The sequence below is a fragment of the Nocardia pneumoniae NBRC 100136 genome, from assembly GCF_000308755.1.
Taxonomy (GTDB): Bacteria; Actinomycetota; Actinomycetes; order Mycobacteriales; family Mycobacteriaceae; genus Nocardia; species Nocardia pneumoniae.
Genome location: NZ_BAGF01000023.1, coordinates 24,339 through 40,263, shown reverse-complemented (window position 1 = coordinate 40,263; position 15,925 = coordinate 24,339). Strand labels below are relative to the sequence as shown.

At 69.0% G+C, this 15,925-nt stretch carries 19 protein-coding genes and 1 pseudogene; 5 read left to right on the top strand and 15 right to left on the bottom strand.

Features of this window, described 5'->3' with window-relative positions:
* Positions 1-44: 44 nt before the first annotated feature.
* Positions 45-836 (top strand): helix-turn-helix domain-containing protein, encoded by a 792-nt coding sequence (locus ON34_RS05690; protein ID WP_040775362.1) that lies wholly within the window; start codon positions 45-47, stop codon positions 834-836.
* A gap of 34 nt (positions 837-870) precedes the next feature.
* On the opposite strand, the gene ON34_RS05685 is transcribed toward ON34_RS05690, so the two are convergent.
* The 7 genes and pseudogenes from ON34_RS05685 to ON34_RS05660 form a co-directional block, all read right to left on the bottom strand.
* Complete coding sequence (locus ON34_RS05685) at positions 871-1,794, bottom strand: LysR family transcriptional regulator (RefSeq protein WP_040775141.1); 924 nt, start codon at positions 1,792-1,794, stop codon at positions 871-873.
* 78 nt (positions 1,795-1,872) lie between these two features.
* Positions 1,873-3,075 carry an FAD-dependent oxidoreductase gene (locus ON34_RS05680; RefSeq protein ID WP_040775140.1) on the bottom strand — a complete coding sequence of 401 codons (1,203 nt, stop codon included), beginning with the start codon at positions 3,073-3,075 and terminating at the stop codon, positions 1,873-1,875.
* Between the two features lie 181 nt (positions 3,076-3,256).
* Positions 3,257-3,901, bottom strand: coding sequence for a PadR family transcriptional regulator (locus ON34_RS05675; protein WP_040775139.1), 645 nt, complete (start codon positions 3,899-3,901; stop codon positions 3,257-3,259).
* 59 nt (positions 3,902-3,960) lie between these two features.
* Positions 3,961-4,563: a hypothetical protein gene (locus tag ON34_RS38460; RefSeq protein ID WP_373291869.1), complete on the bottom strand. Its 603-nt coding sequence runs from the start codon at positions 4,561-4,563 to the stop codon at positions 3,961-3,963.
* Positions 4,563-5,655, bottom strand: a pseudogene (locus ON34_RS38765) (DHA2 family efflux MFS transporter permease subunit); the annotation flags it as partial. The pseudogene ON34_RS38765 and the gene ON34_RS38460, both read right to left, overlap by 1 nt.
* 55 nt (positions 5,656-5,710) lie before the next feature.
* Entirely contained in the window at positions 5,711-6,667 is a 957-nt protein-coding gene (locus tag ON34_RS05665) for a sigma-70 family RNA polymerase sigma factor (RefSeq protein WP_040775138.1), read from the bottom strand.
* Between the two features lie 77 nt (positions 6,668-6,744).
* Positions 6,745-6,966, bottom strand: a complete 222-nt coding sequence (locus ON34_RS05660; protein ID WP_157172183.1) for a hypothetical protein — start codon at positions 6,964-6,966, stop codon at positions 6,745-6,747.
* 169 nt (positions 6,967-7,135) lie between these two features.
* On the opposite strand from ON34_RS05660, the gene ON34_RS05655 reads away from it, so the two are divergent.
* The gene (locus ON34_RS05655) at positions 7,136-7,777 is read left to right on the top strand and encodes a TetR family transcriptional regulator (protein WP_040775135.1); all 642 of its coding nucleotides are present in this window, start codon (positions 7,136-7,138) and stop codon (positions 7,775-7,777) included.
* On the opposite strand, the gene ON34_RS05650 is transcribed toward ON34_RS05655, so the two are convergent.
* Positions 7,774-8,415, bottom strand: a complete 642-nt coding sequence (locus tag ON34_RS05650) for a TetR/AcrR family transcriptional regulator (RefSeq protein WP_040775359.1) — start codon at positions 8,413-8,415, stop codon at positions 7,774-7,776. The two genes, ON34_RS05655 and ON34_RS05650, sit on opposite strands and share 4 nt — an antisense overlap.
* A gap of 237 nt (positions 8,416-8,652) precedes the next feature.
* Between ON34_RS05650 and ON34_RS05645 the strand changes: the two genes are divergently transcribed.
* From ON34_RS05645 to ON34_RS05635, 3 genes are all read left to right on the top strand, one after another.
* Positions 8,653-9,528, top strand: coding sequence for an oxidoreductase (locus ON34_RS05645; protein ID WP_040775134.1), 876 nt, complete (start codon positions 8,653-8,655; stop codon positions 9,526-9,528).
* Positions 9,529-9,599: 71 nt separating this feature from the next.
* The gene (locus ON34_RS05640) at positions 9,600-10,052 is read left to right on the top strand and encodes a transcriptional regulator (RefSeq protein WP_083889162.1); all 453 of its coding nucleotides are present in this window, start codon (positions 9,600-9,602) and stop codon (positions 10,050-10,052) included.
* The gene (locus tag ON34_RS05635; protein WP_040775128.1) at positions 10,049-10,414 is read left to right on the top strand and encodes a DUF3817 domain-containing protein; all 366 of its coding nucleotides are present in this window, start codon (positions 10,049-10,051) and stop codon (positions 10,412-10,414) included. The genes ON34_RS05640 and ON34_RS05635 overlap by 4 nt, the downstream gene beginning before the upstream one ends.
* 16 nt (positions 10,415-10,430) lie before the next feature.
* Here ON34_RS05635 and rdgB read toward each other — a convergent pair whose 3' ends face one another.
* From rdgB to ON34_RS05600, 7 genes are all read right to left on the bottom strand, one after another.
* Positions 10,431-11,036, bottom strand: coding sequence for an RdgB/HAM1 family non-canonical purine NTP pyrophosphatase (gene rdgB, locus ON34_RS05630; protein ID WP_040775125.1), 606 nt, complete (start codon positions 11,034-11,036; stop codon positions 10,431-10,433).
* Positions 11,036-11,806 (bottom strand): ribonuclease PH, encoded by a 771-nt coding sequence (gene rph, locus ON34_RS05625; protein ID WP_040775356.1) that lies wholly within the window; start codon positions 11,804-11,806, stop codon positions 11,036-11,038. Before rph ends, rdgB begins: the two co-directional genes overlap by 1 nt.
* A 508-nt stretch (positions 11,807-12,314) precedes the next feature.
* Complete coding sequence (locus tag ON34_RS05620) at positions 12,315-13,079, bottom strand: cyclic nucleotide-degrading phosphodiesterase (protein ID WP_040775122.1); 765 nt, start codon at positions 13,077-13,079, stop codon at positions 12,315-12,317.
* 69 nt (positions 13,080-13,148) lie between these two features.
* A complete protein-coding gene (locus ON34_RS05615; protein ID WP_085997018.1) occupies positions 13,149-13,871 on the bottom strand; it encodes a rhomboid family intramembrane serine protease in 723 nt (240 codons plus the stop codon).
* Between the two features lie 65 nt (positions 13,872-13,936).
* Entirely contained in the window at positions 13,937-14,899 is a 963-nt protein-coding gene (locus ON34_RS05610; RefSeq protein ID WP_040775120.1) for a PLP-dependent cysteine synthase family protein, read from the bottom strand.
* An 8-nt stretch (positions 14,900-14,907) separates the two neighbouring features.
* Complete coding sequence (locus ON34_RS05605) at positions 14,908-15,180, bottom strand: MoaD/ThiS family protein (RefSeq protein ID WP_040775118.1); 273 nt, start codon at positions 15,178-15,180, stop codon at positions 14,908-14,910.
* Between the two features lie 33 nt (positions 15,181-15,213).
* A complete protein-coding gene (locus ON34_RS05600) occupies positions 15,214-15,633 on the bottom strand; it encodes a M67 family metallopeptidase (protein ID WP_040775350.1) in 420 nt (139 codons plus the stop codon).
* Between the last annotated feature and the right edge of the window lie 292 nt (positions 15,634-15,925).

Below are 15,925 nucleotides of genomic sequence, written 5' to 3'. Positions count from 1 at the left end.
CGCAGGGTATGGCGCGCGACCGCACGGCGACCAATACTGCTGCTATGACGACGGTGACGGAACCCACCGGGTTCGCCCGGCAGCTCAAGCATTGGCGGACGCTGCGCCGGGTCAGCCAGCTCGACCTCGCGATCCGCGCCGACACCACCCAGCGTCACCTGAGCTTCCTGGAGCAGGGACGCTCGCGACCGGGACGCACGATGGTGGTGCGCCTGGCCGAATCGCTGGACCTCTCGCTGCGCGAACGCAACGGACTGCTGCTCGCCGCCGGATACGCGCCGATCTTCCCCGAATCAGAGCTCGAGAACGCGGAATTGGCGCCGGTGCTGGAGGCGCTGCGCGCCATCCTGGACGGTCATCTGCCCTACCCGGCGCTGGTTGTGCGGCCCTACGGCATCCTGCTCGCCGCGAACGCCGCTTTCGATGTGCTCACCGAGGGCGTCACGCCGTGGTTGCTGGAACCTCCGGTCAACGTGCTTCGGCTCGCGCTGCATCCCGAGGGGTTGGCCGCCCGAGTGCTCAACCTGCCGGAATGGGGCAGGCACGTCACCGAGGCGCTACGCGGCCGGATGGCGCGCAGTCCCGACCCCGCCTTGGAGGAGCTGATCGCGGAGCTGGAAGGCTATCTGCCGCAGGCCGATCCAGGCCCCGACCACCTCGGCTTCGCGGTGCCGCTGCGCCTGCGCTGCGACGAAGGCGAGTTGCGTTTGATCACCACGCTCACCTCGTTCGCCACCGCCGTCGACATCACGCTCGCCGAGCTTCAACTGGAGGCGTTCCTTCCCGGCGACGAGCAGACCGCGCGCATTCTGCGCGACCGCGCCGCGCGACGGTAGCGCAGACACCTGCGGACACCGCGCTCGTCGCGGGTCACCACTGCCTGGCTGCCGCGACCAACCGCTGGTACACCAGCTCGACGTGCGGGCGGGCCGCCGCGCCGGGACGGCGGACCAGGAAGCCCGTGTTGATCGGCGGGTCGTCGGGTTCCAGCAACGCGACCAACGCTCCCGAATCCAGTTCGGTCGCACAGAGGTAACTCGGGAGCACGCTGATACCCCCGCCCGCCGCGACCGCCGCGGTGACCGCGCGCAGGTCGGCGACGACCAGCGCCGCCTCCGCGGTGAGCCGGACGCCGAAGACGTGTCGCCAGTACCTCCGCAGGATCGGCAGATCCGGGGCGTAGCTGATCAGCGGAACGCTGGACAACGCTTCCGGCCCCTTGGAGCGCAGCAGTTCCCGGTCGATCCGCGCGGCGACCGACGGCGCGGCCACCAGGACGAATTCCTCGTCGAACAGCGGTTCGGCGACCAGTGTCCGCCCTCTGGGCCGAACCGTGGACACCACCAGGTCGTACTGTCCGGCGCGCAACCCGCCGAGCAGGTCATCCGACAGTCCCGCGTCGACCACCAGCCGCACGCCATGGGCGATCAGTGACGCCAACGCCGGGAGCGCGTGCACCGCGAGGAGTTCGGCGGGACCGGCCAACCGCACCGCGGGCTGTGGCGCGGGCTCGGCACGACGGGCCGGGCCCGCCACCGTGTCCAGCGCGTCCAGCGGTGCGGCGATCCGCGCCGCCAGCTCGGTCGCGGCCGCGGTGGGCGCCACGCCGCGCGGCAGTCTGTCGAACAGCCGCGCGCCGAGCCGCTTCTCCAACGCCTGCAACTGACCGGTAACCGTCGGCTGGGACAGCCCCACCAACCGCGCCCCCGCCGTGATCGATCCCGCGCGGTGCACGGCCAGGAAGGTGCGCAGCTGGTTCAGATCGACATTCCCATCGGAACCCCTATCGTGCACCGCGCAAGTCTATTCCCACGCCGATACCACCAGCGCTGTGAAGTCCTGCCGGTCCGGCGGACCGGCAGGACTTCGCCGCTAGGCCGCCAGGAGTTCGCTGTCCGCGGGCGCGTCCCAGTCGATCCGGTAACGCTGCTCGGGACCCATGGTCTTCTCCGGCTTCATCACCGTCTTGACCATGATCGGCGCGAGCAACTCCATCATCTTGCGCGTCACCGGTCCCGGCGTCTTGCTGTGGTTGATCTTCGCGGCACGCGCCGCGACACCCTCCACCCGGCCGCGCCGCAAGCGCTCGTAGACGGCGAACGCCTCCGGGGCGGGCAGATCGCGCAGACAGCGGGCCAGCTGCACGGCGCTCTCGATGGCCAGCGAGGCGCCCTGGCCGGAACTGTTGGACGGCGCGTGCACCGCGTCGCCGACCAGCACCATGCGTCCGCGGTACCAGTGCGGCACCGGCGGCATGATGTGCAGCGCACCGACCACCTCCAACTGGTCCTCGGTGGTGCGCCGGGCCAGTTCGCCGCCCGGTGTGTCCTCGGCGTAGGTCTCGCGCAGAATCTTCAGCCACCGCGCGCTGGGGATGGCCCGCGCCGCGGTGAGCGACAGGTACTCCTTGTGCGGCAGGTTGGCGCCCCACGCCACCCGCCCGTCGCCGAGCGACCAGTACAGGTAGTACGCGCGCTTGCCGTACGCGAAAGTCATGGTGTCGGCGGGGATGTCGGCGTCGCACTCGGCGATGGCGCCGAAGCCGAGCAAGCCGGTGTAGTCGGGGCCCGGCGCGTTCGGGTCGATCAGCGTGCGCACGGTCGAGCGGATGCCGTCGGCGCCGATCAGCACGTCGGCGGTGGCGGTGCTGCCGTCGGCGAACACGGCGGTGATCCCCGACGCGTCCTCGCGCACATCGACCAGGCGCTTGTTGTACTCGAACGGGACCCCCGCCGCGACCGCGTGCCGGTGCAACGCCTGGTGCAGTTCGCTGCGATCGACCAATTGCAGCGGCGGCAGATCGGACAGGGTGGGCAGGGACAGCCGCTTGTCTCCGATGGCCATGGTCATCCCCGTGACCGGCAGCGCGATCTCGCGCACGGGATCACCAGCTCCGATGATGTCGAGCGCGGCGACGCCGTTCGGCGCGAGCGCGAGTCCGCTGCCGATGCCGTAGGACGGGCCGGGGTAGGCCTCGTAGACGCAGGCGTCGATGCCCGCTTTGCGCAGGGCCGTCGCGACGACGGGTCCGGCGATGCCGCCTCCGATGACCAGGGCGGTACGTGTTGTGGACATAGGTGTCTCCAGGATTCGTGCGATACGGGTTGTCGGTTGCCCGAACCGACCCGCGCGCCATCCACCCGGTTATCCTGTGGTTGCCAGCCTTGTAGCCGGGTGCGCGTTCGCGGGCGCGGTTCGAGACTGTTCGATCGGGCCCGGCGGTGGTGTTGCCGCACCTCGCCGGGTCCGGTCTCGGCTAGTTCTCGGCCATCCCCCTCTCCACCAGTTCGGCGACCTCGGACAGTCGCATGCCGCGGTCGTGCCACTCCCGCCACTGCGCCAGCCCGGGGAAGGTCCCCTCGGTCAGCTCGTCGCGCAGGGACCGCGTCCATGCCGCTTCGGCTTCCAGCATCGCCACCCCGAACTCGGTCTCGATGATGAACAGTCGCGGCAGCGTCGTGGTGAGCTGGTCGAGGTCGCGGCGCACCGTCGTGATGGTCTGCTCCAGCGCATCGATGCGTTTGCCGAGCAGCTCGATCACTTCGTCCGGCGGCAGCACCGCGAGAATGGACAGGCCCGCCACGAATCGGTGATGTTCCGGCTCGGGGGTGGACAGCAGTTCCCTGGTCCAATCGGCCATCTCGGCGCGGCCAGCGTCGGTGATCTGGTAGATCACTCGCTCCGGCCGCGCGCCCTCGCGTTCGCTGCCGACGACCTCGAGGAAGCCGACCTTCGCCATGTTCTGCACGACGGTGTAGAGCGAACCCCACTTGATCGCCATGTCGTGCTCTTTGCCCCGCTCACGCAGGGTCTGCGCGATTTCGTAGCGATGCATCGGCCGCTCGACGATCACAGACAGCACCGCGAGCGCCAGCAGGTTGTCGACCTTGCGTTTCTTCATCGCGGCACCTCCCTTACTCGTCTACGAATATACGCGCACGAGTATTGCAGTGCAAGGGGTCAGGCGGGCACGGACTCCGCCGCGCGCGCCTGGTCCTCCAGCAGCTTGGTGGTGATGTTCGTCAATGCCTGATCCAGCAGCGCACGGTCGGCGGGATCGGCGGCGTTCCAGTCGTCGAGCCTGCTGTCCAGCCAGCGCCGCCACGCGGCTTTGATCCGGTCGAGTTCCGCGGCGCCGGAAGCGGTGAGCCGCAACCGGGCGCCCTCCCTACTCAGATAGCCCTCCGCACCGACCTGGTCATAGATCGGTTCGATCACCTCGTCGGGCAGATGGTGCACCCGCGCGATCGCGGCCAGCGTGGCGTCGCCCGTGATGCGGTCGCGCAGATACACCTGCCCGAGGGCCCACGCCTCGCCGGGCGTGAGATCGCTGTCCGCGTCGGCGAGAATGCGCGGGCCGATCGGCTCCTCGTCCCGCGCTTTGCGCACCGCCGCGGCGAGCGCCCGTTCCAGCTGCACCAGTCGATCGGGCGAATCGGGTACCGAAAACCCTTCGCCCACATCGCCCGCGCCCGCCCGTGCGCTGTCGCGCAACGGCACCTCCGGGAGAAACCAGGCGACCACGAACCCGGCCAGGGCTACCGGGACCACCCAGAGGAACACGTGGTCCGGCCCATGGTGGACATCAGATACAGGCCGATCGCCATGACCAGCGTGCCCGCGATCGGGAAGTACCGGTAGCGCCCGGTCTTGCCGACCACTTGACCGGACAGGATCGAGGTGGTGAACAGACCGGCCACCAGCGGCAGCGTGCGCACGCCGGACGCGGTGGCCGAAACCCCGTCGACTATTGCAGATACGCGGGCAGATAGGTCATCGAGCCGAGCATCGCGAGGCCGACGATGAAGCTGAGAATCGAGCACACCGTGAACACCCGACTGCGGAACAACCCCATCGGAAGCATCGGTTCCCTCGCCCGCGACTCCACGGCGACGAACGCGCCGAGCAGGATCGCCGCCGCGGCGAAAAGACCGATGATCATCGGCGAACCCCACGCATATTGCTCTCCGCCCCATTCCAATCCGAGGATCAAGCAGGAGACGCCGAGCGCCACCAACCCGATTCCGGCGTAGTCGATGACCGGCTTCGCGGCGGCGCGCACCCACGGGATGGTGCGCGCCGCCAGGGCGATCATTAGCACCGCGACCGGCACATTGACGTAGAAGCACCAGCGCCAGCTGGCGTGGTCGGTGAACAGCCCGCCCAGCGTCGGGCCGATCACCGTGGTCACGCCGAACACCGCGCCCAGCGCGCCCTGGTACTTGCCGCGTTGCCGCAGCGGAATGATGTCGGCGATCAGCGCCATCGAGGTGACCATCAACCCGCCTGCGCCGAAGCCCTGGATGCCGCGAGCGATGACCAGCAGCAGCATGCCGCCCGCCAGACCCGCCACCATCGACCCGACGATGAAGATCAGCCCGCTGATCTGGAACACCAGCTTGCGCCCGAACAGATCGCCGAGCTCCCCGCCAGCGCCGTGGCCACCGCCTCGGCGAGCAGGTACGACGTGACCACCCACGCCATATGACCGGCGCCGCCCAGATCGGCGACGATGGTGGGCAGCGCGGTGGACACGATGGTCTGGTCGAGGGCCGCCATCAGCATGCCGAGCACGATTGTCCCGAACACGATGTTGGTCTTGGCCCTGCTCATCGGGGCAGCCGGGTCATTGGCGACAGCAACCGCACCGGTCATCAGCCCAGTATGGGACGTTGCCGTGGAGGTGGCGTCCCAGCGACACGGCAGCGAATCAGCCGACCAGGCCTTCGAGGGCCAGGGCCCGCCCGGGCTGCCGCAGCTTCGCCATGCCCTTGGCCTCGATCTGGCGAGCCCGTTCGCGGGACACCCCGTAGGTTTTGCCGACCTCGTCGAGGGTTCTCGGTTCTCCGCCGCGCAAGCCGAAGCGCAGTGCGATCACCTCCGCCTCGCGTACGGGCAGCGAGCCGAGCACCTTGTCGAGCTGGCCGCGCAGCGCGGACTCGGTCACCACGTCGGACGGGTCCGGCGCGGTATCGGCGATGAGCTCGCCGAATTCGGTGGCGTCCGCACCGATCGGGGTGTGCAGCGAGAGCGGTTCGCGTCCGAGGTCGAGCAATTCGCGCACCTTGTCCTGGGACAGCTCCAACTCGGCGGCGAGTTCCGCCACCGTGGCCGGGCGGCCCGAGCGTTGCGCGAGGGCGCGCTGTGCCCGGTTCAACCGGTTGAGCACTTCCACGACATGCACCGGAATGCGGATAGTGCGGCCCTGATCGGCCAGCGCGCGTCCGATCGACTGCTTGATCCACCAGGTCGCGTAGGTGGAGAACTTCAGTCCGCGCCGGTGGTCGAACTTCTCCACCGCCCGCATCACGCCGAGCGTGCCCTCCTGGATCAGGTCCAGCAGCGACATGCCCGCCGGTGTGGGATACCGCTTGGCGATCGAGACGACCAGGCGCAGATTGGCTTCCACCATATGGTCTTTGGCGCGTTGACCATCCGCGATCCGGCGACGCAGGTCCCGACGCTCCCGCGCGTCGAGTTCCGCTGCCCCGCCGGAGTTTTCCAGACGACGGGCGGCGCACTCGCCCGCCTCGATGCGCTCGCCGAGCTCGAACTCCTGCTCGGCGGTGAGCAGCGCGGTGCGACCGATGAGCCGTAGGTAGTCCTTGATCGCGTCCTCGCTGACAGCGCCTGTGAAACGGGCCGGATGGGTGCACAACTGGCTCACGGAACGTCCTTCCTACCGGGGTGGGACCGTTCGGCGGCGCGCCGAGCACGCCGCCGAACGGGGGTTGGGAGCGGTGGTCAGCCGCGTCCGGGGATCCGCAGCGGACGCTGCGGCTTGGCGCGATAGGACGTCGCGGGGCGAATCGGCTTGGTTGCCTTCCGTTCTCGGCGCGCCGCACTCGGGAACGACTGGGCAGGGCGAGCCGCGGCGAACCGGGCGGGGGTTCCGCCGCCTTCTTCGGTGCGGAGCAGGCGAACCGCGGCCTCGATGACGGCGTGAGCGCTGGTCTTGTCGGGCATGGTGGCTGATCCCTTTCGGTCGATGGTGGAACTGATGCGAGCCGAGGCTGCTTCGACAAGTCCGTGGTTCATCCCGCTGACCCTTCTTCGTTCTAGTGATCACAAACTTAGGACGCACCTAAAAATATGTCAAGAAGATTTTTGTGTCGATATCAGATATTCTGGCGGCATGACCTCAGCGGACCTCGGGCTTCGCGCCAGGAAGAAGCAGCAGACCAGGGACAACATCTCCCATCACGCGACCCTGCTGTTCCTCGAACACGGCTTCGACAAGGTGACGATCGCCGACGTCGCCGCGGCGGCACAGGTCGCCAAGATGACGGTGACCAACTACTTCCCGCGCAAAGAGGACCTCGCCCTCGACCTGCACGACGTGTTCGTCGACCAGCTCGCGCGTACCGTGCGGGAGCGCGAACACGGCGAGTCCGCGTTGACGGCGCTGCGGCGGGCCTATCTGGACGCGGTGGCGCGGCACGATCCGGTGGTCGGCTTCTCCGGACCCGAATTCGCCCGCATGATCACCGACAGCCCAGCTCTGGTGGCCCGGTTACGCGAGTTCCACGACGAGCGCGAGCAGGCGCTCGCCACCGCCCTGGCCGACGAGACCAGCTGCGCCGCCACCGAGATCACGCCCCGCGTGGTGGCCGCGTTGCTCGGCGGAGTGCATCGCGTGCTGTTCGACGAAACCTTGCGCCGCACCCTCGACGGGCAATCCAACGACGACATCGCCACCGCCCTCACCGCATACATCGGCACCGCGTTCGACACGCTGGAACAGGCGATCGGCGATTACGCCGTGCGCGGCGATTAGCTCTCTTCCGGCCGCTCGAGCAGCGACATCGCGATCGGGACGAGCAGATCGACCAGTTCGGCGACGGCCGGGCGCGGGTCGGCGAGCACCCACTCGTGCGCGAGCCCGTTGATCGCGCCGATGAGAGCGCTCGCGGCCCAGCCGGGCGCGCCGCGCACCCGCGAACCGGGCGCGACCGCGGGCACGACGTGGGACTCCAGCACCGACCCCCAGGCGTGGCGCCGCTCGCGCCGGTGCCGCTCCATCCGGTCGCTCACCCCGACCACCTCGATGAAGGCGAGCTTGGCGCGATAGGGATCGGAGCCGATCGATTCGAGGTAGGCGGCGACCACGGCGGTCATCGCGGTGGTGAGATCGAATCGGGGGTCCAGTTCCCGCATCCGCGCCAGCACGGCGGCGGCGGCCGCGTCCTGGATCCGGTCGTAGGCCGCGACCAGCACGTCTTCCCGGGTGTGGAATTCCTCGTAGAACTGCCGCTTGGACAGACCGGCGGCGGCACACACGTCGGCCAGCGAGCAGTTGGCGTAGCCACGCTCGGCGAAGATCCGCGTCGCCGCCTCGAGGAACCGCTGACGCCGCTCGGCCTTCCGCTCCACGACAGCGCGCCCGCCGTATTGCCTGCCCACTGTGGCCGTCACACCTTCCACCGTAGCGAAATCACAGCGACCGCGACCGATCCGTGCGGGTACGCGATGCGCAGCGCGGGCGCACGACGTCCGGATCCGCCGCATGGCAGCCGACCGACAACTCGACGACCACGCAAGTGCCCGTGTCGCGGCGGCGATCCCCGCAAACCGGCGCTCGCGTCTGAGACGATCTAGGCCGGAACACCGCAACACCTTCCCCAGAAACTTACTCCAAAGTAAGGTTGGCCCATGGCGTGGAAACCTACTGAGATCCCGGACCAGACGGGACGCACCTTTGTCATCACCGGCGCTAACGGCGGTCTCGGTGCCGTGGCCACCGAGGTCCTCGCGGCCAAAGGCGCGACCGTGGTCATGGCCTGCCGCAACACGGCCAAGGCGAAGGAGGTCGCCGACCGCATCGACGGCGATGTCCGGGTGGCCGAACTCGACCTCGCCGACCTGGCATCGGTGCGCAAGTTCGCGCACGACAGCGGCGAATTCGACGTGCTGATCAACAACGCGGGACTGATGAACCTGCCGTTCTCCCGGACCAAGGACGGCTTCGAAACCCAGTGGGGAGTCAACCACCTCGGGCACTTCGCGCTCACCGGGCTCTTGCTGGACCGGATCACCGATCGTGTGGTGACGTTGTCCAGCATCGCGCACAAGCAGACCCCGAAGCTCTGGGTCGACGACCTCGACTACAAGCAGCGCCGCTACCAGCGCAATCTCGCGTACGCACAGTCCAAGCTGTGCAACCTGATGTTCGCGCGGGAACTGCAACGCAGGCTGACCGAGTCCGGGTCCGCCAAACGCTCCTACGCCGTGCACCCCGGTGTCTCGGCCACCGACCTCTTCGCGCACACCGAGACCCCGCTCGACCACATCTCCAAGCCCTTCATCCGCCTGATCGGACACTCCCCCGCCAAGGCGGCCCACTCGACGCTGTTCGCGGCGACCATGCCCGACGCCGATCCCACCGTGTACTGGGGCCCGACCAGGCTCTTCGGCACCCAGGGCCCGGTGCGCGCGTCCTCGTCCACCCGCCTGTCGAAGAACCAAGACCTGTGGCAGCGACTGTGGACGGAATCCGAGCGGCTGACCGGCGTCATCTACTCGTTCTGAGCGGCGCCGCCGGCGCCGCGAAACCAACACTGCTCTACGGCCTGCGTAGTAGAACGGGTACCGTAGAGGTCGTGTCCGCCTCACCTCGCCGCTCGGCACACAATCGTCCGGCCCTCATCGCGCTGGTGGTCGTGGCCGCGCTGGGCTGTCTGGCGCTGGCCTGGTGGCAGTGGGAGCGGTACGAGTCCGCGAGCGGCACCGGCCAGAATCTCGGGTACGCGCTGCAGTGGCCGCTGTTCGCGGCGTTCGCCGTCTTCGCCTATTTCCGGTTCGTCCGGCTCGAGCGCGAGGCCGGGGAAAAGAACGAACCCGCCGACCCGGGCCGCGGCACCGCCGCGCCCAGAGGTGCCGCGAAACCGGCTGCGCCCAAGGAGATCCCGGTGGGCCTGCTGCCGGAGCGCCCGAAGGCCGTCCGGGACGAGGACCCCGTGCTCGCCGAGTACAACCGCTACCTCGCCGAGCTGCACGCCAACGACATCGAAGCGCAGGTCCGCCTGCACACCCGCGAGAGGAGCGCCGGTTGACCACCAGCGAGAATTCCACCGAGACCGCCGTCGCCCCCGCGCCGACGGCGAACGCCGCCAAGATCGCCCCGGCGCTGCTGCGCTACCGCGCACTGGCCTGGATCACCGGTCTCTGGCTGCTGCTGCTCACCGGTGAGATGATCGCCAAGTACGGCTTCGGCGTGCACACCCCGAGCTGGATCGCCGTGGTGCACGGCTGGGTGTATTTCGTCTATCTCCTGGTCACGGCCGATCTCGCGGTCAAGGTGCGCTGGCCGGTCCCGCGCACCGTCGGCACCCTGCTCGCCGGCACCATCCCGCTGCTGTCGTTCTTCGTCGAGCACGTCAACGCGAAGCAGGTCAAGCGGGACTACGGGGTCTGACCCGGATCTTCCCGCGTCAGCCCGCCAGCGCGGCCAGCGCGGGCACCAACTGAGCCAGCGCCCGCCCGCGATGGGACACCGCGTCCTTCTGGGCGGGCGTCAGCTGAGCCGCGGTGCTGTCGCCGCCCGCCGGAATGAACAGCGGGTCGTAGCCGAAACCGCCGTCGCCCACCGGCTTGCGTCCGATCGAGCCCGGCCATTCGCCGCGCACCACGGTCTCCGCGCCGCCCGGAACCACCAGCGCGCAGGCCGACACGAACCGCGCGCCGCGCCGCTCGTCCGGGACGTCCGCGAGCTGCGCCAGCAGCAGCGCGTTGTTCGCCGCGTCGTCCCCGTGCCCGCCCGACCACCGCGCCGACAGCACCCCGGGCATCCCGTTCAACGCGTCCACCTCGAGGCCGGAATCGTCGGCGACACAGGCCAAACCGGTGGCCACGGCACCGTCGCGGGCCTTGGCCAGCGCGTTCTCCTCGAACGTCGCGCCGGTCTCGGGAGCTTCGTCGTACGGGGGAACGTCGTCCAGCCCGACGATCTCGATCCCGGCCACGCCCGCCTCGTCGAGGATGCGGCGCAGCTCGTTCAGTTTCTTGACATTGCGGCTGGCGACCAGCAGGCGAGTCATCACTTCTTCTTCGGCTCGGCCGGCTCCGGAAGCACGCCGGGGTACGGCAGCGCCAGCGCTTCCTTCTGCACGACGAACAACTTCTCGCAGGCCGCCAGCGCCGCGTCGAGCAGCTTGTCCAGCGTGGAGCGCGGGAAGGTGGCGCCCTCGCCGGTGCCCTGAATCTCCACCAGCGTTCCGGTGTCGGTGGCGACCACGTTCATGTCGACCTCGGCGCGCGAATCCTCTTCGTACGGCAGGTCCACCCGCACCCGGCCGTCGACCACGCCGACGCTCACCGCCGCGATCGCGCACGAGATCGGCTGCGGGTCGGCCAAGGCGCCGGCCGCGCCGAGGTAGGTCACCGCGTCGGCCAGCGCGACATAGGCGCCGGTGATGGCGGCCGTCCTGGTGCCGCCGTCGGCCTGGAGCACATCGCAGTCGATCGCGATGGTGTTCTCGCCGATGGCCGCCAGGTCGATGCAGGCGCGCAGCGAGCGGCCGACCAGACGGCTGATCTCCTGGGTCCGCCCGCCGATCCTCCCCTTCACCGATTCCCGGCCACTGCGAGTGTGCGTCGCGGCGGGCAGCATCGCGTATTCGGCGGTGAGCCAGCCCAGCCCGGAGTCGCGGCGCCACACGGGCACGCCCTCGGTGACGCTCGCGGTGCACATCACCCGCGTCTGCCCGAACTCCACCAGCACCGAACCGGCTGGATGCGTGGTGAATCCACGGGTGATCCGGACCTCGCGGAGCTCATCGTCCGCCCTGCCATCGGCTCGTCTCGACACGGCCCACAGCCTACTGTGTTGTTTTTGCGGCGCCTGCGGCGCCGCGTGTTCGCGGCTGTGTTGGTTCAGCCGCGACTTCGTCGCGGCGTGTTCGCGGCCCACCTGTGGCTCGCGCCCGAGCGACCGCCGCTGGCGACTTCGTCGCGGACGCGGCGGCCGCTCGGACGCGAGCCGGGCCGCGAACGGGCAATGCTCGGTCTCGCTGCGCTCGAAAACGCAAGTGGGGCCAGTGTGGTTGCTCGAGGAAGCCATCGCACGACCCGGATGATCGCGACCTACTGGTAGGGCCGTGTCGGATGATCGCAGCTGGCGGCTCCGCTGTGGAAGCATCGGCCGCACGTATGCCACGTCGCGAGCGATCGCTCGGGTCTCCGCACGGTGCCCGATGTCCGTGCGGTTGGCGACCGATCGCACGGCGCTTCGACTTGCCACAGAGCTCAGGGCATGCCCCAGGTCGGCGACGGGGTCGCAATGGCACGCGCTTCGCGGACGGTGGGATCGAACCAGATCAGAGATCGAAGGTCTCGCCCGGCGCTACCGCGTGTACCGGGCCGGAGAACTGCGCTTTTGCCTCGGCGATCACGTCCTCCCGGGAAGTCCACGGGGGGATGTGGGTGAGCAGCAGTTCCTTCACTCCGGCTTCGGCGGCGATCTGGCCCGCCTCGGTGCCCGAAAGGTGTATGCCGGGCGGGCGATTGGCCGGGTCGTGCGTCCAGGATGCCTCGGCCATCAGGACGTCGGCGCCCTGCGCGAGTTCGTGGACCTGCGGGCACAGCGCGGTGTCGCCGGTGTAGACGAAGGTGCGGCCGCTCACGGTCTCGATGCGCAGGCCGTAGGACTCCGGCGGGTGGTACATCCGGCGCGCCGTGACGGTGTGGCCCGGCCCGAATTCCACCGGCTGGCCCTCGGCCCACGGCTGCATGTCGATCACATCGGACCAGTCGTCGCATTCACCCCCGACCTCGGCGGACGCGTTGCCGATCCGCAGTGACGTGTCGGAGGGGCCGCGCACGATCGCCTTTCCCTCCGGCGGCGTGGGGTGGTAACGCCGCCACACCAGCAGGCCCGGCAGATCCAGGCAGTGGTCCGCGTGCAGATGGGTCAGGAAGATGTCGACCTCACCCGGGTCGGCGTAGCGCTGCAACGCGCCGAGCACTCCCGGCCCGAAATCGATGACCGTCGGCGGCATGTCCGGGCCGGTCAGCAGGTAACCCGACGCAGGAGAGTCCGGGCCGGACACGCTGCCCGAGCACCCGAGGACGGTAAGGCGCATTCCCCCATGCTGCCACGCGGAATTCTGGCTCACGAAAGGATCCCCCTCATTGCGCGACCGGCCGCGCGCTCACCGCGGCGACGCGTTGACTCCGGCTCGATCCCCGCGGCGGTGTCGACGTTCATCACCAGAGAGTACCCAGCCAGCGAACAGTCCACCCAACGCGCCGAAAAGATGCCCCTGCCAAGAGATTCCCGGCTGTCCCGGCAGGATGCCCCACAGCAGCGAGCCGTACAGGGCAAGCACCACGAGACCGAGCGCGATCTGTCCGATATTGCGCGTGAACCAGCCGCGCGAGATGACGAATGTCAACCAGCCGAACACCAGCGAGGACGCACCGATGTGCACGCTGCCCGTCGCTCCGGTGAGCCAGGTGCCGACCCCCGCCACGAGCCAGATGATCGCGGTGGCGGCCAACCCGCGGCCGATGCCCGCCAGCAGAACGAGGAAGCCGAGCAGCAGCACCGGGAAGGTGTTGCCGATCAGATGGCTCCAGTCATCGTGCAGCATCGGGGCGAACACGATGCCGGGCAGCCCGTCGGCCTCGCGCGGCTCGATGCCCGCGTAGTCGAGCCGACCGCCGACCACGGCGTCGACTGTTTCGACGCCGTAGAGCAACCCGACGAATCCCAGGATCAGCACGCCGGACCGCAACCACAGCCGCTTGGTGGCGGCGAATCCCCCGCTCGGCGCGGGCGACGGCCCCGGCACGGCGATGGGCCTCCCCAACCGTGCGCGCATCGCCGCGATCCGATCAGGGTCGAACGACGGCCCGAGTCCCGCGCCGGTCATGGCTACCTCCTCGCCGCGCGGGGTCGTGGCCCCGCCTCACCGAGGGTACCGGCGCGTGCTGGGAATCAGGCCCAGAGCTGGCCGTCGAGCCGCTCTTCCGCCTCCTCGATGGTGCCGTCGTAGGCGCCGGTGGACAGGTATTTCCAGCCGCCGTCGGCGACCACGAACGCGATGTCGGCCCGCGTGCCCGCCTTCACCGCTTTGCGGGCGACGCCGAGCGCCGCGTGCAGGATGGCGCCGGTGGAGATCCCGGCGAAGATCCCTTCTTCCAGCACCAATTCGCGCGTGCGTTTGACCGCGTCGTAAGGACCGACCGAGAAACGCGTGGTCAGCACGCTTTCGTCGTACAGCTCGGGAATGAATCCCTCATCGATGTTGCGCAGACCGTAGACCAGCTCGCCGTAACGCGGCTCGGCGGCGACGATCTCGATGCCGGGCACCTTCTCGCGCAGGAACCGGCCGGTGCCCATCAGCGTGCCCGTGGTGCCGAGACCCGCGACGAAATGGGTGATCTCCGGCAGGTCGGCCAGGATCTCGGGGCCGGTGGTCTCGTAGTGCGCCAGCGCGTTCGCCGGATTGCCGTACTGGTAGAGCATCACCCAGTCCGGATTCTCCGCCGCGATCTGCTTGGCCAGCGCGACGGCCTGATTGGAGCCGCCCGCCGCGGGGGAATCGATGATCCGCGCGCCGAACATGGTGAGCAGCTGCCGACGCTCCACCGAGGTGTTCTCCGGCATCACGCAGATCAGCCGGTAGCCCTTGAGCTTGGCGGCCATGGCCAGGGAGATTCCGGTGTTTCCGCTGGTGGGTTCCAGGATGGTGCAGCCGGGACGCAGCAGCCCGTCGGCCTCGGCCTGTTCGATCATGCGCAGCGCGGGCCGATCCTTGATCGAGCCGGTGGGGTTGCGATCCTCCAGCTTGGCCCACAACCGCACGTGGTTCTCGCCGTCCCATTGCGGGGACAGGGTGCGCAGCCCGACCAGCGGGGTGTTGCCGAGGGTCGAGATCAGCGATTCGTAACGCGCCACGGGACCGGTCAGCCTCCGGCGACGGCGGGCAGGATGGTCACGCTCGCGTCCTCGGGCACCTCGGCCTCGAGACCACCGGCGAAACGCACGTCCTCGTCGTCGACATAGATGTTCACGTAGCGGTTGAGTTTGCCATCCTTGAGCAGGCGCTCGGCGAGACCCGGGTGGTTGGCCTCCAGGTCGTCGATCAGCGCGGCCAGCGTGGCGCCCTCGGCCTGCACCCGCTTCTCACCTCCGGTGAGGCCGCGCATGATGGTCGGGATGGACACGGTTACCGGCATGGGTACTCCTCGTTTCGCGGAACAGGCATCGGTCTAGGTCTCATACGCGTCGACGATCCGCACCGGCTCCTCGGTGACCTCGCCGTCGACGATCCGGTAGCTGCGCAGTTCGTGCCGCTCGGGATCGCGGGTGGAGATCAGCACGTAGTGCGCGAACGGCTCGGAGGCGTACGACACGTCGGTCCGGCTCGGGTAAGCCTCGGTGGCGGTATGCGAGTGATAGATCACCACCGGCGTCTCGTCCGCCTCGTCCATCTCGCGCCAGACCTTCAACTGCTCGCCGGAGTCGAAGCGATAGAAAGTGGGCGAACGCTCGGCGTTGACCATGGCGATGAAGCGCTCCGGTCGATCGGAGCCCTCCGGTCCCGCGATGACACCGCAGGCCTCATCGGGGTGATCGGCGCGCGCGTGCGCCACCATCGCCTCCACGAGGTCGGCCCTGATCACCAGCACGAGTCGCACACCTTTCCACAACGCCGACCCATCGCAGTCGACAACGAGCCAGGATATTCGGCTATTCCCCCGGACATATCGGGCGGTCCGGTGTTTATCTTGCAGCGCCCGCGGCGCTGCGTGTTCGCGGCCCCCTTGTGGCTCGAACGGGCAATGCTCGGTCTCGCTTCGCTCGAAAGCAGGGGTGGGGCCAGTGTGGTCGCGTGCGGTGGTGGCCGCAGGACTTGAATGTTCGCTGGCTGGCGGTGGCGCCGACCGGGGTGATGCCGCTGGCGGCTAGGTTGCGGACGTG

Bases quoted from the DNA above. Each gene is read 5' to 3' on its own strand.
- ON34_RS05690 (WP_040775362.1), top strand. From the start codon at position 45: ATGACGACGGTGACGGAACCCACCGGGTTCGCCCGGCAGCTCAAGCAT.
- ON34_RS05680 (WP_040775140.1), bottom strand. From the start codon at position 3,075: ATGTCCACAACACGTACCGCCCTGGTCATCGGAGGCGGCATCGCCGGA.
- ON34_RS05675 (WP_040775139.1), bottom strand. From the start codon at position 3,901: ATGAAGAAACGCAAGGTCGACAACCTGCTGGCGCTCGCGGTGCTGTCT.
- ON34_RS05660 (WP_157172183.1), bottom strand. From the start codon at position 6,966: ATGCCCGACAAGACCAGCGCTCACGCCGTCATCGAGGCCGCGGTTCGC.
- ON34_RS05655 (WP_040775135.1), top strand. From the start codon at position 7,136: ATGACCTCAGCGGACCTCGGGCTTCGCGCCAGGAAGAAGCAGCAGACC.
- ON34_RS05645 (WP_040775134.1), top strand. From the start codon at position 8,653: ATGGCGTGGAAACCTACTGAGATCCCGGACCAGACGGGACGCACCTTT.
- rdgB (WP_040775125.1), bottom strand. From the start codon at position 11,036: ATGACTCGCCTGCTGGTCGCCAGCCGCAATGTCAAGAAACTGAACGAG.
- ON34_RS05620 (WP_040775122.1), bottom strand. From the start codon at position 13,079: ATGCGCCTTACCGTCCTCGGGTGCTCGGGCAGCGTGTCCGGCCCGGAC.
- ON34_RS05615 (WP_085997018.1), bottom strand. From the start codon at position 13,871: ATGACCGGCGCGGGACTCGGGCCGTCGTTCGACCCTGATCGGATCGCG.
- ON34_RS05605 (WP_040775118.1), bottom strand. From the start codon at position 15,180: ATGCCGGTAACCGTGTCCATCCCGACCATCATGCGCGGCCTCACCGGA.